Consider the following 20,484-nt stretch of genomic DNA (forward strand, 5'->3'; position numbering starts at 1 on the left):
CCACCGCAGGTAGCGCGGGATCCAGGCGGCGAGGTTGAAGTTGGACTCGCCGATCGTCCGGTCCAGCCAGATGGTGGGCACCTCGGCGACCGGACGGCGCAGCCGCCGGGCCTTGGCGGTCAGCTCCAGGCCGATCTCGAAGCCGCTGCGGCTGTCGATGCCCACCTCGCGGATGAACTCGGTGGAGTACGCCTTGAAGCTGTTGGTGGCATCCCGGGTGCCGACCCGGCCGAAGGCGCCGAGGGTGCGTCCGGCGGTCTTGGACAGCATCGACTTGAACAGCGGGCCGCCCACCTGCTGGCCGCCGGCGGAGTACCGGGACGCCGCGGCGACCACCACGCCGCGGTCCACCAGCCGGGCCAGCGCGTCGATCTGGCGCGGGTCGTCGCTGCCGTCGGCCATGGTGACCACCACCACCGGGTTCTTCACCTGGTCGATGCCGAACCGGATCGCGTTGGCAGGCCCGCGGCCGTAGCTCGAGATCAGGGTGTGCAGCCGCGGTTCCCGCTCGCTGTAGTCGCGCAGCACCGGCACCGTGGTGTCCTCTTCGAAGTCGACCACCACCAGGATCTCGCACTCGGACTCGACCGCGTCGAAGATCCGGTCCAGCACCGGGATGATGGCCTCACCCTCGTTGTAGGCCGGGATGACGACCGAGATGGCCAGGCTCATGAGTCGGCGCTCAGCTCGGTCATTGCCGCCTGCTCTTCGCGCGAGCGCTCATCGCCAGACTCGCTCCGCTCCTCGCTTGGCTGCGATGCTCCGCTCATACCACCGTGCCCTGTCCGAGCAGGTTCCAGACGTCGGCCACCGGCACCGTGGGCCGGATGTCGCGGTACTGCTTGTGCGGTGCGGCGATGATCAGCAGGTCCGAGTTGGCCAGCACGTGCTCCAGCGTCTCCAGGTTCGCGTCGACGCTGACGTAGGGATCGGTGCACAGCACCGACCTGGCCCGGAACTCCAGGATCCGCTTGAGCTTGTAGGAAAGGCTGGAGCGGATGTCGTCGCTCTCGCTCTTGAACGCCATGCCCAGGATGCCGACCCGCAGGTTGGCCAGGTCGTACTTGGCCTCCAGCTTGGACACCAGGTAGAGCGGCAGGCCCTCGTTCACCAGCATCGCCGAGTGGCCGAGGATGAAGGAGTTGTCGGTGAAGGCCGCCAGCTGCATGGTGTCCTTGAACAGGCAGGGCCCGGCGGCGAAGCCGGCGCCCGGCATGTCGGCGGCCCGCGGGTAGTCGTGCGCCAGCGCGTTGCGGATCCGGTCGAAGTCCAGCCCCTGGTCGTTGGCCATCACGTAGAACTGGTTGGCGGCGGCGAACTTGATGTAGCGCCAGGTGTTGGTGAACAGCTTGGCGAGCTCGGCCTCCTCCGGGCTGAGCTCGACGATGCTGTCGGTCAGGTGGCCGAACAGCGACCCGGCCCGGGCCAGCACCTCGGGGGTACGCGCCGAGACGATCTGCGGCAGCGAGAACAGCTCCTCCATCGCCTTGCCCTCGGCGATCCGCTCCGGGCAGAACGCCACGTCGACGTCGATGCCCTCGCCGGCCAGCAGCTTCTCCACCCGCTGGGTGACGCCCGGGTAGACGGTGCTGCGCAGCACCAGCAGCTGGCCGTGCCGGAAGTGCTGGCGGCACTCCGACAGGGCCCGCGGCACCGCGTGCGGGTCCGGGTTGAGGTGCTCGTCCACCGGCGTGCCGATCACCACCACGACGTGCTCGCCGCGGCTGACCACGCTCGGGTCGACGGTGGCCTCCAGCCGGCCGGCCGCCAGCACCCGCTGCAGCACCTCGGTGGCGCCGTCCTCGCGGAACGGCAGCTCGCCGGACAGGATGGTCTTGACCGCCAGCTCGTTCAGGTCGTAGATGCCGACCCGCAGGCCCCGGTCGGCGAAGGCGATCGCCAGCGGCAGGCCGACGTGACCGCCGCCGCCGACGACTACGACATCGAGGTCGAAGGTGCTGTCAGGTGAGTCGGTGGGCATCCTGGATGAAATCCGATCCTGAGCGGTCTGGGAACTACGATCCGGCAATGACGGAGGGCGCCGGGGTTGCGGGGGCAGTGTATCGGGGGAGGTCCCGGCTGCCCTAAAACGCGCCGTTGCGCGGGCGGGGACAGGCCACCTCCCCCCTTGGCGTTCTCGTCGTGAAAAGGTAGAACAGGTACTGAAATCGTTGTTCCAGCCTCCAAAGGCCACTGATAGAGCCCCATAGACCACCGCAGAGCACCTGAAAGGGACGCAATGGCGCGCTCACTGTCCAATTTTGTCAACGGAGAGCAGGTCCCGGCCGCCGACGGGCGCACCTTGGACGTGATCAATCCCGCCACCGGCGAGGTCTACCTCACCTCGCCACTGTCCGGGCCGGAGGACCTGGACCGGGCCTACCAGGCGGCGGGGGCCGCGTTCGAGAGCTGGCGCGACACCACTCCGAGCGAGCGGCAGCGCGCGCTGCTGAAGTTCGCCGACGCGGTGGAGGCCCGCGCCGAGGAGGTCATCGCGGTCGAGTGCGAGAACACCGGTAAGCCGCTCGCGCTGACCCGTAGCGAGGAGATGCCGCCGATGCTGGACCAGCTGCGGTTCTTCGCCGGCGCCGCCCGGGTGCTGGAGGGCCGCTCGGCCGGGGAGTACATGGCCGGCCACACCTCCTACATCCGGCGCGAACCGGTCGGTGTCTGCGGGCAGGTGGCGCCCTGGAACTACCCGATGATGATGGCCGTCTGGAAGTTCGCCCCGGCGCTGGCCGCCGGCAACACCGTGGTGCTCAAGCCCTCGGACACCACGCCGGCCTCCACGGTGCTGCTGGCCGAGATCGCCGCCGAGTTCTTCCCGCCCGGGGTGTTCAACGTGGTGTGCGGCGACCGCGACACCGGCCGGGCGCTGGTCGCCCACCCCATCCCGTCGATGGTCTCGATCACCGGTTCGGCCCGGGCTGGCATGCAGGTGGCCGAGGCGGCGTCGAGGGACCTCAAGCGGGTGCACCTGGAGCTGGGCGGCAAGGCCCCGGTGATCGTGTTCGACGACGTCGATGTGGCGGCTGCCGCGGAGGCGATCGCGGTGGCCGGCTACTTCAACGCCGGCCAGGACTGCACGGCCGCCACCCGGGTGCTCGCCCCGGCCGGCTTCGCCGAGGAGTTCGCCGCGGCGCTGGCCGCCCAGGCCCAGGCCACCAAGACCGGCGCGTCCGATGACGAGGACGTTCTGTACGGCCCGCTGAACAACGCCAACCAGCTGCAGCACGTGTCCAACCTGGTCAACCGGCTGCCCGAGCACGCCTCGGTGCTGGCCGGCGGCCAGCGGCAGGGCGAGGCCGGCTTCTTCTTCACCCCCACCGTGCTGTCCGGGCTGCGCCAGGACGACGAGCAGAGCCAGACCGAGATCTTCGGCCCGGTCATCACGGTGCAATCGTTCTCCGACGAGGACGAGGCGGTCCGGTGGGCCAACGGGGTCGAGTACGGCCTGGCCTCGTCGGTGTGGACCCGCGACCACGGCCGGGCCATGCGGGTATCCCGCCGGCTGGACTTCGGCTGCGTGTGGATCAACACCCACATCCCGCTGGTCGCCGAGATGCCGCACGGCGGCTTCAAGCACTCCGGCTACGGCAAGGACCTGTCGATGTACGGCCTGGAGGACTACACCCGGATCAAGCACGTCATGCACAACATCGAGTTCTGACGCCGGGCCTAGACTTCAACCATCGCCCGGAAGATGGAGAGATCGCCATGACGACCCCCGACCCGATCGAGCAGCGGCGGATCCTCAAGACCGCCATCCCGGGACCCCGGTCGGCCGAGCTGCACCGGCGCAAGCTCTCGGCAGTGTCGGCCGGGGTGGGGGTGGGGCTGCCGGTCTACGTCGAGCGGGCCGGCGGCGGCGTGCTGGTCGACGTCGACGGCAACCAGCTGATCGACTTCGGCTCGGGGATCGCCGTGACCACCGTCGGCAACGCCGCGCCCCGGGTGGTCGAGCGGGTGCGGGCCCAGGTGGCCGACTTCACCCACACCTGCTTCATGGTGACCCCGTACGAGGAGTACCTGGCCGTCTGCGAGGCGCTCAACGAGCTCACCCCGGGCAGTGGCGAGAAGCGCTCGGCGCTGTTCAACTCCGGCGCCGAGGCGGTCGAGAACGCGGTGAAGGTGGCCCGCTCGTTCACCGGGCGGCAGGCCGTCGTGGCCTTCGACCACGCCTACCACGGGCGCACCAACCTGACCATGGCACTGACCGCGAAGAACATGCCCTACAAGCACCGGTTCGGTCCGTTCGCCAGCGAGATCTACCGGGTGCCGATGGCCTATCCGTTCCGCTGGCCGACCGGCCCGCAGAACTGTTCGGACGAGGCGTTCGAACAGTTCGTCAGCCTGGTGCACGCCCAGGTCGGCGAGGAGAACACCGCAGCGGTGCTGCTGGAACCGATCCAGGGCGAGGGCGGCTTCATCGTGCCGGCGCCGGGCTTCGTGCGCCGGGTCGCGGACTGGTGCACCCAGCACGGCATCCTGTTCATCGCCGACGAGATCCAGACCGGCTTCTGCCGCACCGGCGACTGGTTCGCCTGCGAGTTCGAAGACGTGGTGCCGGACCTGATCACCACCGCCAAGGGCATCGCCGGCGGCCTGCCGCTGTCCGGGCTGACCGGCCGGGCCGAGGTGATGGACGTGGTGCAGAGCGGCGGCCTGGGCGGCACCTACGGCGGCAACCCGGTGGCGTGCGCGGCGGCCCTGGGCTCGATCGAGACCATGAAGGCCGACAACCTCAACGCCCGGGCCAAGGCCATCGAGGCGCTGGTGCTGCCCCGGCTGCAGCAGCTGGCGGCCAAGTACTCCCAGGTCGGCGACGTGCGGGGCCGGGGCGCCATGCTGGCGCTGGAACTGGTCGCCGACGCCGGTGACCTGACGCCGAACAGCGTGCTGACCGGCCGGGTCAACGCCTTCTGCCACGCCCAGGGCCTGGTCACCCTGACCGCCGGCACCTACGGCAACGTGCTGCGGCTGCTGCCGCCGCTGTCGATCTCCGACGAGCTGCTCGCCGAGGGCCTGGACATCCTGGAGCAGGCCTTCGCCGCCAGCATCTGAGCAGGTCACCCGGTCGCTTGGATGTGGGTGAACCTTGGCACTGGTGCTAGCCCGTCTGGATGTCAACAAATCTTGACATTCTGTTGAGTCGGCGCTAATGTGAGTAAATGTCAACATCGGCTGCCGCTAGTGAGACGGTTCGAGTCCGGTCTCCCGAGGCGCTGGGACGAGCCGTCCGGGCTGCCCGTGCCCGGGCCGGATTGACCCAGGCGGAACTCGCCGAACGCGCGCGGGCCAACCGCTACGCGATCGTGGTCCTGGAATCGGGTCACCAGACTCGGGCCCTTGAGATCCTCTTCGACACCCTGGCTGCATTGGATCTTGAGCTCGTGGTCCGGCCACGAGCTGGCTGATCGGATGGAACTCGACCTGTGGCTTGCCGGCACGCTGGTGGCCCACACCCGGACACCGTCTCGCGGAGGCAAGGTCAAGATCGTCTACGCGGATGAGGTCGCCGGCACCTGGCCTCCGGAGACGCCATTGCTGTCGTGCTCGCTGCCCATTCCCGGACCAGGTGAGCCCGCCCGGTCCCGAGCATTCCTGGAAGGGCTGCTCCCCGAAGGCAGCGCCCTGGCCGCAGCGGCAGCGCAGGTGCGTGGCGTGCGCCTGGTCGACGGGGCGCCAGAGACCGCCGCGGACGCCGTAGCATTGCTCGGCGAGTTCGGCCGAGAGTGCGCCGGAGCGATCGTGGCGCTGCCCGCCGGGCACCCTCCGCCCACCGGCGGGCGCTACGAAGCCCTGGACGAGGCGGCGCTCGGCGCGCTGGTACGCGACCTGCCACTGCATCCGATAGGCACCGACCTGGCCCGGGACATCCGCATGTCCCTGGCCGGCGCCCAGCCGAAGTTCCTCCTTGCCCGGATTTCCGACCTCTGGTACGAGCCGGTGGCGGGTGCCCCGTCGACCCACATTCTCAAACCCACCGGGGTGTGGGCGCACAGCGCACACAACGAAGCGTTGGTGCTGGCACTGGCCCGGGCATGCGGGCTCACCACGAGTGCGGCGTGGACCGAGACGATGGGCGAAACCGCAGTGCTGGTCGCCGAGCGCTACGACCGTGCCGTGGTCGACGGACAGGTGGTTCGGCGCCACCAGGAGGACATGTGCCAAGCAGTCGGAATCCGGCCCTCGAAGAAGTACGAGATCGGCCGGCCCAGCGAGCGGATGGCCCGACTGCTGCGCGAATTCACCGACGAACCGCGTGTCCAGTTGGCCGCGCTGTTCCGGCAGGTGGCCTTCCGTGCCACGGTGGGCGATGAGGACGGGCACGGAAAGAACTATTCGGTATTGCTCGACAACGGCACTGTGCAGCTGTCCCCGTTGTACGACTCGTTGTGCACCCTTGCCTATCCCGACCTCACCGGGCGGATGGCCACCAAGATCGGCGCGCAGCAGAGCCTGGCGAAGATCGACCGGCAGGCACTGATCATCGAAGGCCGAGCGATGGGCCTCACCGAGGTCGAAGCGAACTCCGAACTCGATGCGATCGCCTTCGGCATCCGCACAGGACTGGACGCCCTTCCGGACAAGTTCACCACCGGCTGGCCGAGCGAACGGGTCATCGACATCATCCTCGCGCGCTGCACCCGGCTCACCGCCGGCGAACCGCTCGGCGCCGGACCTGCCACCACCCGCCGCTCCGCCGCCCTGACCCTCGATGACGCGACCGAGCAACGCCAGACGATTGCCACCAGGCCCGACGACTAGCGGTTCCCGGTGTAGCCGGCTGCCGGGTCGAGGGCTCCGACGGCCAACGGCGTGCCATCCGGCGTCTAGACTTGACCGGGCCAGCCGGCCGCGGGGGAAGTTGTTCTGGAGGAAACACCGTGGGACTCGTCGTGCAGAAGTACGGCGGCTCGTCGGTCGCTGACGCGGAGCGGATCAAGCGGGTCGCCGAGCGGATCGTGGCGACCCGCCGCGAGGGCCACGACGTGGTGGTGGTGGTCTCGGCGATGGGCGACACCACCGACGAGCTGATCGAGCTGGCCGAACAGGTCGCCCCCGTCCCGTCCGGCCGCGAGTTCGACATGCTGCTCACCGCCGGCGAGCGGATCTCGATGGCGCTGCTGGCGATGGCGATCCACTCGCTGGGCTACTCGGCCGAGTCGTTCACCGGCTCGCAGGCGGGGGTGCTCACCACCGCGGTGCACGGCCGGGCCCGGATCCTGCGGATCACCCCGCAGCGGGTGCAGAACTCGGTGGCCGCCGGCAACGTGGCGATCGTGGCCGGCTTCCAGGGCGTCTCGCCCGACACCAAGGACATCACCACCCTCGGCCGGGGCGGCTCGGACACCACCGCGGTGGCGCTGGCGGCCGCCCTGAACGCCGAGGTCTGCGAGATCTACACCGACGTGGACGGCGTGTTCTCCGCCGACCCGCGGATCGTTCCGAACGCCCGCAAGCTGGAGTCCATCTCCTACGAGGAGATGCTCGAGATGGCGGCCTGCGGGGCGAAGGTACTGATGCTGCGTTGCGTGGAGTACGGCCGCCGCTACAGCGTCCCGATCCACGTCCGTTCGTCGTTTTCCAACCTGCCCGGCACCATGGTCGCCGGGGCTATGGAGGATCTACCCGTGGAACAGGCCATCATCTCCGGAGTCGCGCACGACCGCAGCGAGGCCAAGGTGACCGTCGTCGGGGTGCCCGACAAGCCCGGCCAGGCGGCGACGCTGTTCCGGGTGCTCGCCGAGGCCGAGCTGAACCTGGACATGATCGTGCAGAACGTCTCCACCAAGGGCACCGGACGTACCGACGTGTCGTTCACGCTGCCCAAGGCCGACGGCACGGTGGCGGTGCAGGCACTGACCAGGGTGCAGGACCAGGTCGGGTTCGAGGAACTGCTCTATGACGACCACGTCGGCAAGCTGTCGCTGATCGGCGCCGGCATGCGCTCGCACCCCGGGGTGTCGGCCACCTTCTTCGCCGCGCTGGCCGAGTCCGGCGTGAACGTGGAGATGATCTCCACCTCCGAGATCCGGATCTCGGTGGTGCTGCGCGACAGCGACCTCGACACCGCGGTGCGGGCCGTGCACGACGCGTTCGAACTGGGCAGCGCCGACGAGGAGGCAGTCGTCTACGGAGGGACCGGCCGATGAGCGGTGGGGCAGGCCTGCAGGTTGGCGTGGTGGGCGCGACCGGCCAGGTGGGCACGGTGGTGCGCCGGATCCTGGCCGAGCGCAACTTCCCGGTCGCCGGCATCCGGTTCTTCGCCTCGGCCCGCTCGGCCGGCAGCACGCTGCCCTGGCAGGACCGCGAGGTGGTCGTGGAGGACGCCGCGGTCGCCGATCCCGCCGGGCTGGACATCGCGATCTTCTCCGCCGGCGCGTCCACCTCGAAGCTGCTGGCGCCGAAGTTCGCCGCCGCCGGGGTGACGGTGATCGACAATTCCTCGGCCTGGCGGATGGATCCGGACGTGCCGCTGATCGTCAGCGAGGTCAACCCGGACGCCCTCGACGGCATGCGCAAAGGCATCATCGCCAACCCGAACTGCACCACCATGGCGGCGATGCCGGTGCTGCGGCCGCTGCACGCCGAGGCCGGCCTGGTCCGGCTGATCGCCTCGACCTACCAGGCGGTCTCGGGCAGCGGACTGGCCGGCGTGGAGGAGCTGGATTCCCAGCTGCAGAAGGCCGGTTCGACCGCCGTGGCGCTGACCTCCGACGGTGGTGCGGTGGATCTCGGCGAGCCGGTGAAGTACCGCCGCCCGATCGCGTTCAACGTGCTGCCGCTGGCCGGCTCGATCGTCGACGACGGCTCGTACGAGACCGACGAGGAGCAGAAGCTCCGCAACGAGAGCCGCAAGATCCTGGGCATCCCGGACCTGGCGGTGTCGGGCACCTGCGTGCGGGTGCCAGTGTTCACCGGGCACTCGCTGTCGATCAACGCCGAGTTCGCCCGTCCGCTGGGGGTGGCCCGAGCCATCGAGCTGCTCAGCGACGCGCCGGGGGTCGCGTTGAGCGAGATCCCCACGCCGCTGCAGGCCGCCGGCCAGGACCCCAGCTACGTCGGCCGGATCCGCCAGGACCCCGGCGTGCCGGACGGCCGTGGGCTGGCGTTGTTCGTGTCCAACGACAACCTGCGCAAGGGTGCCGCGCTGAACGCGGTGCAGATCGCCGAGCTGGTCGCCGCCCGCCGGGCGTCCTAGCCGGGCGTCCCGGCGAGCCTGCCCGGCCTAGGAGGGCAGTACCTCGGGCAGCGGTCCGTTCCACGGGTACGGCTCGATCTCGGCCAGCACCCGGTTGCGCCGCCGCCGGTTCAGGTGGTCGATGTAGAGGGTGCCGGCCAGGTGCTCGGTCTCGTGCATCAGGCAGCGGGCGAGGAAGCCGGTGCCGGTGACGGTCAGCGGGGCGCCGTGCAGGTCCTGGCCTGCCACCGTGACCGAGAACGGCCGGCCGAGCACCGCGTACGGGCCGGGCACCGACAGGCAGCCCTCCTCCAGCTTCTCCTCGGGACCGGCGGTGGCGATGATCCGCGGGTTGACCACGTGTCCCTTGTGCTGCACGCCCTCGTGGTCGTGGCAGTCGTAGACGAACACCGACAGCCCCACGCCGATCTGGGTGGCGGCCAGGCCCACCCCTTCGGCGACGTACATGGTGGCGAACAGGTCGTCGACCAGATCGGCGAGATCCTGGTCGAACTCGGTGACCTGGGCGGTGGGGGTGTGCAACACCGGATTGCCGACGATGACCACCGGACGGGCGCGACCTGCCATAGCCGCTGAGTCTAGTTCGGCGGGCATCCGCCGGTCGCGACTGCCGCCGTACGCTGAGCACGCTGTGCCGTTCGGCCCCCGGATTCCGCCGGGCCGGTGCCGGACGGCCGGGGAAAGGAGCACCGGTGGCTGCCCGGTCCCGCCCGTTCGCGCAGGTGGACGTGTTCTCCCCGACGCCCTACCTGGGCAATCCGCTGGCCGTGATCCTCGACGGTGAAGGCCTGGACACCGAGGCGATGCAGCGGGTCGCCCGGTGGACGAACCTGTCGGAGACCACCTTCGTGCTGCCGCCCACCAGCGCGGTGGCGGACTACCGGCTGCGGATCTTCACCCCGGGCGGTGAGCTTCCGTTCGCCGGCCACCCCACCCTCGGCTCGGCGCACGCCTGGCTGGAGCACGGCGGCACCCCGGCCAACGCGGGCAAGATCGTGCAGGAGTGCGCGGCCGGCCTGGTCGACGTGCGGGTGGACGAGGGGCTGCTGTCCTTCGCGGCCCCGCCCACCCGCCGGGAGGGGGACCTCGAGGACTCCTACCTGCACCAGGTCGTGGCGGCGTTGGGCATTGCCGGCGAGCAGGTACTGGCGCACCAGTGGGTGGACAACGGCCCCGGGTGGGCCGTCGTCCGGCTTGCCACGGCGCGGGAGGTGCTGGACCTGGAGCCAGACCTCGCGCAGCTCCCGGAAGCGATGATCGGCGTGATCGGCGCCTACCCCGAGGGCTCGGCGCACGCCTTCGAGATGCGCACCTTCGCACCCGGCGTCGGGGTCGCCGAGGACCCGGTGTGCGGCAGCATGAACGCCTCGGTCGGGCAGTGGCTGTTCCGCACCGGGGCGGTCTCGGACGGCTACCGCGTCTCGCAGGGGCAGCGGCTCGGCCGGGCCGGCGACATCGCCGTCAGCGCCGACGGCGACGGAACGGTCTGGGTCGGTGGCGCGACCAACACCCTGTTCCGGGGCACCGCGCTGGTCTGACGGGTCAGACGATCCACACCGCCTGGCGGCGCTCGCGCCGTCAGACGATCCACATCGCCTGGCGCCGCTCGCGCCGTCAGACGATCCACATCGCCTGGTACGGGGCCAGCCACAGGTTGCCGTCGTCGCCGGACCGGACCGCAGCGTCGGCCAGCGCGTCCCACGGATCGCCGATGCCGAGCTCGCCCAGCCGCCAGGCCGGGTACGGCCGCCAGCCGTCGGTGACGTTGTAGAGCCCGAGCATCGCCCCGAGCGGGTGCCGGCGCAGCACCGGCAGGATGCCCGGGTCGGCCAGCGGGCCGATCTCGCTGCCCACCGAGGCGTCCAGGTGCGGCACCCGGGCGCGGGCGGAGATCAACGCCCGCAGGCCGGCGAACACCTGCCCGGCCGGGCAGGTCAGGTCCGCTCGCCGGTCCAGGTCGGCGCCGGTCAGCCGCGGCCGGTGCGTCCAGCGGTTGTCGGCCTGGTGGCCGGGTTCCTCCGCCCAGTGCGGGTCGTTGGGCATCGCCAGCTCGTCACCGGACCAGATCACCGGGATGCCGCCCCAGCCGAAGGTCAGCGCGTGTGCCAGCAGCACCCGGGGCACGCCGCGGTCGTCGCCGGCCTCGATGCCGGCCAGGCTCGCCGAGGTGCCGCTGATCCGCCGGTCCCCAGTCGCCGGATTGGCCTGGAAGACCAGCCCGCGGGCCGCCGAGCCGGGGAACTGCCCGGCGTAGTAGTCCGACAGGAACGCCCGGTGGGCAGCGCCGGACAGGCCCACCGCGGCCGCATCGCGGTCGTCGACCGCCCAGCCGATGTCGTCGTGGCCGCGGACGTAGGTGATCCAGGCGGTGGTCGAGGGCGCCGGCGGCAGGTGGCCGAGCGCGTGCGCGGCCAGCCGGACGTCGCCGGCCGCCAGCATCGACCAGATCTGCACCATCAGGCTGTTGTGGTAGGCCAGGTCGCTGACCTTGCCGTAGTGCGGCCCCTGGCCCAGGTAGTGCACCAGGTCGGCCGGCCCGACGATCGCCTCGGCCTTGAACAGCAGCGCCGGGCAGGCGATCCGGGTCAGCGCGTGCAGCGCCTGGGTGATGGCGTGCACCTCCGGCTGGTTCTGGCAGTCGGTGCCCAGCCGCTTCCACAGGAACGCGATCGCATCCAGCCGCACCACCTCCACCCCGGCATTGGCCAGGAACAGCAGGATGTCGGCGTACTCGACGAACACGTCCGGATTGGCCCAGTTGACGTCCCACTGGAAGGAGTTGAACGTCGTCCACACCCAGCCGTCCAGATCGTCGTCCCAGCTGAAGTTGCCGGGCGCGAAGTCCGGGAAGACCTCCGGCAGCGTCCGCTCGTAGGCGGCGGGCAGCTCGCGGTCGGGGTAGACGTGGAAGTAGTTGCGGTACCTCGGCTCACCCGCCCGAGCCGCCGCGGCCCAGGCGTGCTCGCGGGCGACGTGGTTGAGCACCAGGTCCAGCACCAGGCTGATGCCGGACTCGCGCAGCGTGCGGGCCAGCGCGCGCAGGTCGTCCACGGTGCCGAGGTCGGCACGGACGTCGCGGTAGTCGGCAACCGCGTAGCCGCCGTCCGAGTCGCCGTCGCGCGGGCGCAGCAGCGGCATCAGGTGCAGGTAGCGAATGCCGAGCTCGGCCAGGTAGCCGACCCGCTCGGCCACCCCGGCCAGGGTGCCGGCGAACCGCTCGGCGTAGGCCGCGTAGCCGGTCATGGCCGGCTGCTGGAACCAGTCCGGTTCCAGGCTGCGGACCAGGTCCAGGCGCTTGAGGTCCGGTTCGCGGTCGGCGTAGGCCGCCGCGGCCAGCCGCAGCAGCCGCACCGCAGTCTCCTCGGCCCGCGGTCCGTAGGCGGCGGCCAGCCCGTCGTGCAGGTCCGGCCACCAGCGCCGCAGGCGGAGCAGGAACAGCTCCGAGCCGGCCGGGTCTGTCGAGCCGGCCAGCTGGGACTCGACCGCGGCGAGCAGCGCCGCGGGTGGCGCACCGGTGGGCTCGGAACTGTGCATGGCCGCTATCGTCCCTGCTCAGAGCGGGCCGACCAACCGGAGGGGGAGCAGGTATGGAGCTCGACGAGCTGAGGCAGCGGTTCGCGACGCTGACCACCGCCCACCTGGCCGACGCCTGCGTGCGGGCCCAGGTGCCGGTGCGGTGCGCACCGGCCGCGGTCAAGGCGGTGGTGGCCGGTGACCGGCTGGCCGGCCGGGTGCTGCCGGCCCGGCACGCGGGCAGCGTCGACATCTTCCTGGAGGCGCTGCAGGGCGCGAAGCCGGGCGAGGTGCTGGTGGTCGATGACGGCGGCCGCACCGACGCCTCGTGCGTCGGCGACCTGGTGGTGCTGGAGGCCACCGCGGCGGGCCTGGCCGGGGTGGTGATCTGGGGACTGCACCGCGACACCGTCGACATCCGGGCCATCGGGCTGCCGGTGTTCAGCATGGGGGCGATCCCGACCGGGCCGCTGCGCGCCGGCACCCGGCCGCCGGACGCGCTGGACTCGGCCACCGTCGGCGAGTGGGTGGTGGGTGCTGAGGACCTGGTGCTGGGCGACGACGACGGCGTGCTGTTCGTGCCGGTCGCGCGGGCGGAGGAGGTGCTGGGCATCGCCGAGCAGATCCGCGACACCGAGCGCGGGCAGGCCGGGCAGATGCGCGAGGGCAGGTCGCTGCGCGAGCAGGTGCGCTTCGACAGGTACCTCACCGAGCGGTCGAAGAACCCGTCGCTGACCTTCCGGGAGCACCTGCGGTCGGTCAGCGGGGCGATCGAGGAATAGCGCGCGCCCCTCCGACCGGCCGGCTACCCGTAGGTGGGGTGCTGCGGCCAGCCGGGCGGCGAGTCCTCCCAGTCCTCCCGCCGGCCGTAGGGCGTGTGGTCCAGTAGGTGGTTGGTGAAGACCAGCCGGTCTACGCCGCGCTGGGTGGTGCTGTAGGTCAGGTAGACGTCCTCGCCGTCACGCAGGAACACGCTGAGCAGGAAGCCGCCGCCGGCCCCGCAGTCCTCGGCGAACGAGGTGCCGTGCGACGACACGAACGGCAGCGTCCAGCCCATCTGCTTCTTGTACGACTCGATCTGGGCCAGCGGCATGTTCGACACCGTCACCCAGGTGACCCCGGTCTCGGCGAGCGCGGCCAACGCGGGCACTGGGACGTTGTTGGTGAACCAGGTGCAACCGGGGCAGTAGTGGTCCGGGCCGTTGTCCATGAACTGGTAGACGACCAGCTCGCCGCGGCCCTCGAACAGGTCGAGCAGCGACTTCGGCCCGGACGGCGTGTCGAAGGTGTAGGAGTTGTCGAACCTCGTCATCGGCAGCCGGCGGCGCCGGGCGGCCAACCGGTCCTGGGCCCGGGTCAGTTCCTTCTCGGCCGCCAGCAGCTCCGCGCGGGCCTGCTGCCATTCCTCGGCCGACACGACTTGCGGCAACGCCGGCGCGGGATTCGGTGCGTTCATGGCGCCATTGTGCACCCGGGCCACCAGCGTCGGGCCCTGCGCACCAGTCGCGCCCGGGACGTCCGGCGCGGTACCCGCCGGACGACGCCTGGCCGGGACGCCGGCAGCGGTATGGCACAGTGGGAGGACGCCTCTACGGAACGCGAGCCCGCCACCCGACGGGGCACGGCTCACGAGTGTGCCGCCACCAGCCGGATCAGGCAGGAGCGACCATGGAGGTATCCCCCCTCGTCTGGGGCCTGACGATCGCAGCGATCGTCGGCCTGCTGGCCTTCGACTTCGTCTTCCACGTGCGCAAGGCACACGTGCCGTCGCTGCGCGAGGCGGCGGCCTGGTCGGCGGTCTACGTGGGCCTGGCCGTGCTGTTCGGCGTCGGCGTGCTGGTCTTCGGGGGCGGCGAGGCCGGCTCGGAGTACTTCGCCGGCTACGTCACCGAGAAGGCGCTCTCGGTGGACAACCTGTTCGTCTTCCTGATCATCCTGACCAGCTTCCGGGTGCCGCGGGAGGACCAGCAGAAGGTGGTGCTGTACGGCATCGCCTTCTCACTGCTCGCCCGCACCGGGTTCATCTTCCTCGGCGCGGCGCTGATCAACTCCTTCGCCTGGGTGTTCTACCTGTTCGGGCTGATCCTGCTGCTGACCGCCGGAAACCTGCTCAAGTCCGAGGGCGAGGACGCCCACTCCGGCGACAACGTCATGGTGCGGCTGGCCCGCAGGATGTTCCACACCACCGAGCACTACGACGGCGACAAGCTCTTCACCATGCACCAGGGCAGGCGGGCGATGACCCCGATGCTGCTGGTCATGGTGGCCATCGGCGGCACCGACATCCTGTTCGCGCTGGACTCGATCCCGGCCATCTTCGGGCTCACCCAGAACACCTTCATCGTCTTCACCGCCACCGCGTTCTCGCTGCTGGGGCTGCGGCAGCTGTTCTTCCTGATCGACGGGCTGCTGGACCGGCTCATCTACCTGTCCTACGGGCTGGCGGTGATCCTCGGCTTCATCGGGGTCAAGCTGATCCTGCACGCACTGCACGAGAACAACGTGCCGTTCAACAACGACGGCGAGCACGTCAAGGTGGTCGAGATCAGCACCGGGCTCTCGCTGTCGGTCATTCTCGGCGTGCTGCTGGTCACCGTCGCGGCCTCGGTGTTCAGCCGCGCCGGCCGAGCCCAGAACGCCATCTCCAACGCCCGCCGGCACGCCGCCGGCTACCTCGACGCCGAGTACACCGCCGACCCGCAAGAGCGGGAGCGCATCTACCGCGCGCTGCTGGCCGAACGGGACCAGATCATCGCCCTCGGGCCGAAGTACCGCCAGAAGGTCCGCGACGAGCCGGCCCTGATGGATCTGCTGGACCGGGCCCGGGCCAGTCACGACGCCGCGGCCCGCCGCGGGGACGCCGTCTCCAGTTCGCCACCCCTGATCTGAGGAGCAGCCAGCGCATGTTCAACCGTCGATTCGGGAATGCCCCTCGGGGAGGGGCCGGCACGGTGCCCGCGGGCCTGGGCGCCGACCGACGCCGGGCCACCGGCCCGGGCGCGGTCCTCGAGCGGGTCGGCGCCACCGTGGCCACCTGGAGCCTGCGGTTGCTGCTGACCGGAGCGGCCGTGGTGGCGCTGGCCTGGGTGCTCGGCAAGCTCTGGGACGCGGTCCTGCCGCTGCTGCTCGGCCTGTTCCTGGCTTCGGTGCTGTGGCCGCTGACCCGGCTGCTGCGCAAGATCGTACCGCCGGCGCTGGCGGCGCTGCTGACGCTGCTGGTCGCCATCGGGGTGCTGGCCGGCCTCACCGCGATCCTGGTGCCGCAGGTGACCGATCAGTGGTCCGACCTGTCGGACTCGGTGGGATCGGGGTTGAAGGACCTGCAGGACTGGGTCGCCGGGCCGCCGTTCAACCTCGACGCCGCCGCGCTGGACAACGTGGTCAACCAGGCCGTCGACAAGCTCAAGGCGAACTCCTCCTCACTCGCCGGCGGCCTACTCACCGGGGTCAGCACCGTCGGCAACCTGGTGGTCCACCTGGTGCTCGCGCTGGTGCTGTGCTTCTTCTTCCTCAAGGACGGGCCGAAGTTCGTCCCGTGGATGACGTCCTGGGTCGGCCCGAACGCCGGCGGGCACCTGGCCGAGTTGTCGATGCGCTGCTGGACCAGCCTGAGCGGCTTCATCCGCGCCCAGGCCGCGGTCGGGCTGGTCGACGCGATCTTCATCGGCATCGGCCTGTGGGTGCTGGACGTGCCGTTCGCGCTACCGCTGGCGGTGCTGGTGTTCTTCGGCGGTTTCATCCCGATCGTCGGGGCGTTCGTCACCGGCGGCCTGGCGGCACTGGTCGCCTTGGTGGCCAACGGGGTGACCAGCGCGCTGATCGTGCTGGCCCTGATCGTGGTCGTGCAGCAGGTGGAGGGACACGTGCTGCAACCGGTGCTGGTCGGCCGCGCCGTCAACCTGCACGGGGCCCTGGTGATCCTGGCGGTCACCACCGGCGGGGCGCTGGCCGGCATCGCCGGGGCCTTCCTCGCCGTTCCGTTCCTGGCCGTGCTGGTCACGATCATGCGCTATTCCCGCGAGCAGTTCCTGGCCCGCACCCGGCCGGCGGCTGCCGCCGGCGGAGTGGTTGCTGACGGGACGGCGGCTCCGGCGGCCACCCCTGCGATGCCGCCCGGAGCTCTGCCGCGTAGGCGTGGGAGGGGCAGCAGTCAACCGTCGTGACCTGCCGGAGCTTGTCCAGGGGCCGGCCGGTGGTTGCCCGAGCGAGGAGGTCCCGCTGGCTGTCGGTTCCGACTGGCCAGCGAGGCTTTTCTGGTCTTCACTACTGGACATGGCGTCCTGAAGACTCCGCGGTGCCTGGGCGCCACGGATGACGAGGAAGGAGCTTCATGGCCACCACGCCGGAGCGCCGGGGGGCACGGCAGCGGCTGACCCAGCAGCGCATCGTGGAGGCGGCGCTGGAACTGATCGACGAGCAGGGCATGGCGGCGGTCACCATGCGGACGCTCGCGGCGCGGTTGCACGTGGAAGCGATGTCGCTCTACAAGCATGTCGCCAACCGCGACAAGCTGTTCGACGCCGTCGTGGACCGCATCGTCGGCGAGCTGGCCGACAACCACGAGGTCTCCGCCGAGCCCCTCCAGGGCTGGCGCAGCTACCTGTCCGACATCGCGCATGGGGTCCGCCGCTACGCCCGGGCCCATCCGCACGCCTTTCCGCTGGTCGCCACCCGGCCGACCGAGGCGCCCTGGATCAATCCCCCGCTGCGCTCGGTGGACTGGATCGAAGCCTTCCTCCGCGGACTGGAGGCCGAGGGCTTCTCCGATGCGGAGGTGCTGTTCGCCTACCGCAGCTTCAACAGCTTCCTGCTCGGCTTCCTGCTGCTGGAAACCAGCGCCATGGCCCTGTCTGACCCGCGGCCCGGGGACGGTGCCTACGCCACCACCGAGGCGGCGGGCAGCGACGAGGCCACCGCCGCCGAGGCCGCGGTGCCCGGCGGGCTCACCCCGACCCGCAGCCGTGCCGACCGGCGGGCGATCGCCCGGGCTGAGTCCGCCGGCGACCTGATCGACCCGCAGGGTGAGCTGGATCCGGGGCGCTACCCGACCATCCACCGGTTGGCCGATGGCCTGGCCGAGGACCATTTCGAGACCGAGTTCCAGCTCGGCCTGGAAGCCATGCTCGACCAGATCGCCGCGATCCGCTCCGAGAGTGGCGGCCATTCCTGACCGACCTGCGATGGTTTGCCCTTGTATCGCGGGAGGATCGGGCGTCAGTTCGGGGAAGCAGGGCCCGGCGCCGGGCGATGCTCGGGCAGGGTACCGGTGTAGATGACGTCCGCGGCGATCTCCCGCAGCTTGCGGTGCAGGTCCTGGCTGGCGCCGCGCAGCTGGGTGAACGCCTCGTTCTGGGTGAGGTGCTCGTTGGCCATCAGGATGCCCATCGCGATTCCGATCTCGCGATTGGACTCCAGCGCCCGGCTCAGGTGCACCGCCTTGTCGTGGTGCAGGGCCGCCAGCTGGACCATGGAGGTGTACGCGGCGAAGATGGCTCCGATGGCCACGCTGGATTCGTCGAAGGCGCCCGGCTGCAGCGCGTAGAAGTTCAGGGCACCCCGGTTGTCCTCGGTGAGGAAGAGCCGGTAGCACAGCATGCTGCGCACCCCGGCCTCGATCACCGCCCGGCCGGCGAAGGCCGGCCATTCCGGGGCGTTCGTCAGGTCGTCGGCCAGCACCACGTCACTGGTGGCCGCGGCCTGCAGGCACGGGCCCTCGCCGGTCTGGTACTGGATGCGGTCCACCTGGGCCGGCAGGTCGTCACTGGCCGCACTGGTGTGCGGCCGGCCGTTGCCGGTGATCAGCGTGATGCTGGCATGCTCGCTGCCCGGCACCGTGGCCGCGGCGACGGACAGCAGCCGGTGCAGGAGTTGCGCCGGCTCCAGCGAGCTGTTCCCGCTGATCGACCGGGCCAGCTCGGTGAACTCGTCGGCCATGCCGGCCACGATGTCGGCGGCCTGCCATACGTCGTCGGTGCGCATGATCGATCCCCCGCTGATGCTCCACACGTCGACCGTGCCGGATCTCCGGACGGCACCTTACATTGTAAGCCTCAGTCTCCGTGACCGGCAGCTTCCCGGCGGCTCACGTCGGCTTCGTGGGTGCGGCAGCGGGCCGGCTCGCACTGGTGGGTGCGAGCCGGCCCGCTGAGGCGAACTGTCAGGGCTCGAGGCCCGGACGGTCGTCGAACAACTGCACCCAGCGCCCGTCGAAGCCGCCGTTGGCGGCGGTGTACCAGGCGCCGCGCAGCCACTGTCCGCTCTCGACGTTGGCGCCGGAGGCGCCGTAGCCGTCATGGACGAAGTAGTCGTGCTGCCACCAGTAGGAGTTGGGTGAGTCGGAACGTCCGCTGGCCAGCTGGCGGGTCCAGCCGGTGCTGTCGGTGCCCAGCCCCTCGTAGGCTTGGAAGTTGTCGGTGTCCGGCGGGTTGTCCTCGTCGGCCTCGGCGGAGTATGCGCCGTAGAACCAGTCCTTGTGCAGCACCGCGTTGCGGTCGTCGGTCAGGCTGGAGGACCCGTTGTCGCGGGACTTGGTGTAGAACCGCTGCCGGCCGACCGGCACCTCGGCCACCCCCGTCTCGTTCACAACTGGGGATTCCAGCACGACGTCGTCCGCCGTCGCCGATAGCCAGTTCGTCGACCATGCGGGGTTGCCCGACCAGTGGGTCAGGGTGATGTCGGCGATGTCCTGCAGCTCGTAGGTGAGCCGCTTGGCCTGGTACCAGTCCACGGTGTGCTCGTTATCGTGGCCGCCGATCAACGTCGAGGCGTTGGAGAAGTTCAACCGCTGCGCCCCCCAGGCGCTGACCGCGGCCGACGATGCCTGCGGGACGAAGACGTAGTGCAGGTTCTCGTTGACGTCCTTGCCGCTGATCTCCACCTCGGCGTTGTCGGTCACCGGCTGGGCGGCGATCGCTGAGTAGGTGTCGTTGACGTAGCGCAACTCGTGGGCATGGGTGGCCAGGATGCTGCCGGCCTCGTCGGCCTGCCAGACCATCAGGTGCTTGCCGGTCGCGGTGTTCATGAAGTTGAACCCGAAGTCGCCGCGCTTGCGGATGATGTGCTCGGAGTGGTGGGTGATGGTCGAGTTGTTCACGTACTCACCGGTCGCGCCGGGAGTGCCGGTGACGTTGCGCACCACCAGCTCGATCCGCTCCCAGTCGTGGATCTGAGAGCCTTCCTTGTCGGCCGCGTTGTAGACGTGGTACAGCAGCACCAGGGACTTGCTGGTGCCGGTCATGTACTCGATCAACGAGGTGTAGAGGGTCGGGCGGATGCGCCACTTCGCGTACGGGCTGGTGGTGGCCTTGGCCGCCGAGGCGGCGACGTAGTTCTTGACGTTGAGCCAGTCGACCCGGTTGGTGGCGTAGTTGTGGTCCTGGTCGAAATCGAAGTTGGTCAGCCAGTCCCGGCCGTCCTCGTCGTTGTCCTCGTTGGCACGCTTGAAGATCACCGGCGCGTAGTAGTTCAGGTAGGCCTGCCGCTGGGTGTTGGTCAGCAGTGGCACGACGGCATGGGCCTGCTGGTGGCTGATCAGCGGCAGGGAGGCCAGGGTGAACACCGCGAGCACCAGCGCACGGAACAGCTTGCGCGACGACCGGTCAGGACGGGAGCGATGGGGGATGGGTAGGTAGAACTGCACGATTCTCCTCGGGCATGAATGAGGCGCCGCCCCCAGTCGGTGGGGAGGCCGCGGGGCCGAGCGGCGAGCATGCCATTGTAGGAAACATCCGCATGGCGCGAATGATCGGATTTATACGGTTCGG

The 20,484-nt window shown here is 70.3% G+C and carries 17 protein-coding genes; 10 read left to right on the forward strand and 7 right to left on the reverse strand.

From position 1 onward, the window contains the following. Both VLJ82_RS14960 and VLJ82_RS14965 read right to left on the reverse strand, forming a co-directional pair. Positions 1-672: glycosyltransferase family 2 protein (locus tag VLJ82_RS14960; RefSeq protein ID WP_408664160.1), on the reverse strand; the 672-nt coding region annotated here is incomplete at its 3' end. A gap of 94 nt (positions 673-766) precedes the next feature. Beyond that, on the reverse strand, positions 767-1,981 hold the full coding sequence (locus VLJ82_RS14965; RefSeq protein ID WP_408664161.1) for a nucleotide sugar dehydrogenase: 1,215 nt from the start codon (positions 1,979-1,981) through the stop codon (positions 767-769). 258 nt (positions 1,982-2,239) lie between these two features. Between VLJ82_RS14965 and VLJ82_RS14970 the strand changes: the two genes are divergently transcribed. From VLJ82_RS14970 to VLJ82_RS14990, 5 genes are all read left to right on the forward strand, one after another. Next, on the forward strand, positions 2,240-3,670 hold the full coding sequence (locus VLJ82_RS14970; protein WP_408664162.1) for a gamma-aminobutyraldehyde dehydrogenase: 1,431 nt from the start codon (positions 2,240-2,242) through the stop codon (positions 3,668-3,670). A gap of 47 nt (positions 3,671-3,717) precedes the next feature. After that, complete coding sequence (gene gabT / locus VLJ82_RS14975; protein ID WP_408664163.1) at positions 3,718-5,064, forward strand: 4-aminobutyrate--2-oxoglutarate transaminase; 1,347 nt, start codon at positions 3,718-3,720, stop codon at positions 5,062-5,064. A 357-nt stretch (positions 5,065-5,421) separates the two neighbouring features. Beyond that, positions 5,422-6,771: a HipA domain-containing protein gene (locus tag VLJ82_RS14980; RefSeq protein WP_408664164.1), complete on the forward strand. Its 1,350-nt coding sequence runs from the start codon at positions 5,422-5,424 to the stop codon at positions 6,769-6,771. 119 nt (positions 6,772-6,890) lie between these two features. Continuing rightward, positions 6,891-8,159: an aspartate kinase gene (locus VLJ82_RS14985; RefSeq protein WP_408664165.1), complete on the forward strand. Its 1,269-nt coding sequence runs from the start codon at positions 6,891-6,893 to the stop codon at positions 8,157-8,159. Continuing rightward, complete coding sequence (locus VLJ82_RS14990) at positions 8,156-9,208, forward strand: aspartate-semialdehyde dehydrogenase (protein ID WP_408664166.1); 1,053 nt, start codon at positions 8,156-8,158, stop codon at positions 9,206-9,208. Before VLJ82_RS14985 ends, VLJ82_RS14990 begins: the two co-directional genes overlap by 4 nt. Positions 9,209-9,235: 27 nt before the next feature. Here VLJ82_RS14990 and def read toward each other — a convergent pair whose 3' ends face one another. Beyond that, the gene (gene def / locus VLJ82_RS14995) at positions 9,236-9,775 is read right to left on the reverse strand and encodes a peptide deformylase (protein ID WP_408664167.1); all 540 of its coding nucleotides are present in this window, start codon (positions 9,773-9,775) and stop codon (positions 9,236-9,238) included. Positions 9,776-9,900: 125 nt separating this feature from the next. Here def and VLJ82_RS15000 point away from each other — a divergent pair, with 125 nt between their 5' ends. Beyond that, positions 9,901-10,746 (forward strand): PhzF family phenazine biosynthesis protein, encoded by an 846-nt coding sequence (locus VLJ82_RS15000; protein ID WP_408664168.1) that lies wholly within the window; start codon positions 9,901-9,903, stop codon positions 10,744-10,746. A 76-nt stretch (positions 10,747-10,822) separates the two neighbouring features. Here VLJ82_RS15000 and VLJ82_RS15005 read toward each other — a convergent pair whose 3' ends face one another. Next, positions 10,823-12,742 carry an alpha-amylase family protein gene (locus VLJ82_RS15005; protein WP_408664169.1) on the reverse strand — a complete coding sequence of 640 codons (1,920 nt, stop codon included), beginning with the start codon at positions 12,740-12,742 and terminating at the stop codon, positions 10,823-10,825. A 53-nt stretch (positions 12,743-12,795) separates the two neighbouring features. Here VLJ82_RS15005 and VLJ82_RS15010 point away from each other — a divergent pair, with 53 nt between their 5' ends. Further along, on the forward strand, positions 12,796-13,503 hold the full coding sequence (locus VLJ82_RS15010; protein ID WP_408664170.1) for an RraA family protein: 708 nt from the start codon (positions 12,796-12,798) through the stop codon (positions 13,501-13,503). A 23-nt stretch (positions 13,504-13,526) separates the two neighbouring features. Here the strand turns inward: VLJ82_RS15010 and VLJ82_RS15015 are convergent, their stop codons facing one another. Beyond that, the gene (locus tag VLJ82_RS15015; RefSeq protein WP_408664171.1) at positions 13,527-14,177 is read right to left on the reverse strand and encodes a DUF899 family protein; all 651 of its coding nucleotides are present in this window, start codon (positions 14,175-14,177) and stop codon (positions 13,527-13,529) included. 212 nt (positions 14,178-14,389) lie between these two features. Between VLJ82_RS15015 and VLJ82_RS15020 the strand changes: the two genes are divergently transcribed. The 3 genes from VLJ82_RS15020 to VLJ82_RS15030 all read left to right on the forward strand — a co-directional run bounded on the left by VLJ82_RS15020 (position 14,390) and on the right by VLJ82_RS15030 (position 17,891). Further along, a complete protein-coding gene (locus tag VLJ82_RS15020) occupies positions 14,390-15,610 on the forward strand; it encodes a TerC family protein (RefSeq protein ID WP_408664172.1) in 1,221 nt (406 codons plus the stop codon). 62 nt (positions 15,611-15,672) lie between these two features. Then, positions 15,673-16,884 (forward strand): AI-2E family transporter, encoded by a 1,212-nt coding sequence (locus VLJ82_RS15025; RefSeq protein ID WP_408664173.1) that lies wholly within the window; start codon positions 15,673-15,675, stop codon positions 16,882-16,884. A gap of 167 nt (positions 16,885-17,051) precedes the next feature. Further along, the gene (locus VLJ82_RS15030) at positions 17,052-17,891 is read left to right on the forward strand and encodes a TetR/AcrR family transcriptional regulator (RefSeq protein ID WP_408664174.1); all 840 of its coding nucleotides are present in this window, start codon (positions 17,052-17,054) and stop codon (positions 17,889-17,891) included. A gap of 44 nt (positions 17,892-17,935) precedes the next feature. Here VLJ82_RS15030 and VLJ82_RS15035 read toward each other — a convergent pair whose 3' ends face one another. Both VLJ82_RS15035 and VLJ82_RS15040 read right to left on the reverse strand, forming a co-directional pair. Beyond that, positions 17,936-18,700: a GAF and ANTAR domain-containing protein gene (locus tag VLJ82_RS15035; protein WP_408664175.1), complete on the reverse strand. Its 765-nt coding sequence runs from the start codon at positions 18,698-18,700 to the stop codon at positions 17,936-17,938. Positions 18,701-18,878: 178 nt separating this feature from the next. After that, the gene (locus VLJ82_RS15040; protein WP_408664176.1) at positions 18,879-20,360 is read right to left on the reverse strand and encodes a hypothetical protein; all 1,482 of its coding nucleotides are present in this window, start codon (positions 20,358-20,360) and stop codon (positions 18,879-18,881) included. Positions 20,361-20,484 lie beyond the last annotated feature (124 nt).

It is taken from the genome of Jatrophihabitans sp. (genome assembly GCF_035474675.1).
Lineage (GTDB): Bacteria > Actinomycetota > Actinomycetes > Mycobacteriales > Jatrophihabitantaceae > Jatrophihabitans_A.

Excerpts from the sequence above, each read along its gene's own strand:
- VLJ82_RS15015 (WP_408664171.1), bottom strand. The coding sequence starts at position 14,177 with ATGAACGCACCGAATCCCGCGCCGGCGTTGCCGCAAGTCGTGTCGGCC.
- VLJ82_RS14965 (WP_408664161.1), bottom strand. The coding sequence starts at position 1,981 with ATGCCCACCGACTCACCTGACAGCACCTTCGACCTCGATGTCGTAGTC.
- VLJ82_RS14990 (WP_408664166.1), top strand. The coding sequence starts at position 8,156 with ATGAGCGGTGGGGCAGGCCTGCAGGTTGGCGTGGTGGGCGCGACCGGC.
- VLJ82_RS15010 (WP_408664170.1), top strand. The coding sequence starts at position 12,796 with ATGGAGCTCGACGAGCTGAGGCAGCGGTTCGCGACGCTGACCACCGCC.
- VLJ82_RS15035 (WP_408664175.1), bottom strand. The coding sequence starts at position 18,700 with ATGCGCACCGACGACGTATGGCAGGCCGCCGACATCGTGGCCGGCATG.
- VLJ82_RS14980 (WP_408664164.1), top strand. The coding sequence starts at position 5,422 with ATGGAACTCGACCTGTGGCTTGCCGGCACGCTGGTGGCCCACACCCGG.
- VLJ82_RS14970 (WP_408664162.1), top strand. The coding sequence starts at position 2,240 with ATGGCGCGCTCACTGTCCAATTTTGTCAACGGAGAGCAGGTCCCGGCC.
- VLJ82_RS15005 (WP_408664169.1), bottom strand. The coding sequence starts at position 12,742 with ATGCACAGTTCCGAGCCCACCGGTGCGCCACCCGCGGCGCTGCTCGCC.
- gabT (WP_408664163.1), top strand. The coding sequence starts at position 3,718 with ATGACGACCCCCGACCCGATCGAGCAGCGGCGGATCCTCAAGACCGCC.
- def (WP_408664167.1), bottom strand. The coding sequence starts at position 9,775 with ATGGCAGGTCGCGCCCGTCCGGTGGTCATCGTCGGCAATCCGGTGTTG.
- VLJ82_RS15020 (WP_408664172.1), top strand. The coding sequence starts at position 14,390 with ATGGAGGTATCCCCCCTCGTCTGGGGCCTGACGATCGCAGCGATCGTC.
- VLJ82_RS15030 (WP_408664174.1), top strand. The coding sequence starts at position 17,052 with ATGGCCACCACGCCGGAGCGCCGGGGGGCACGGCAGCGGCTGACCCAG.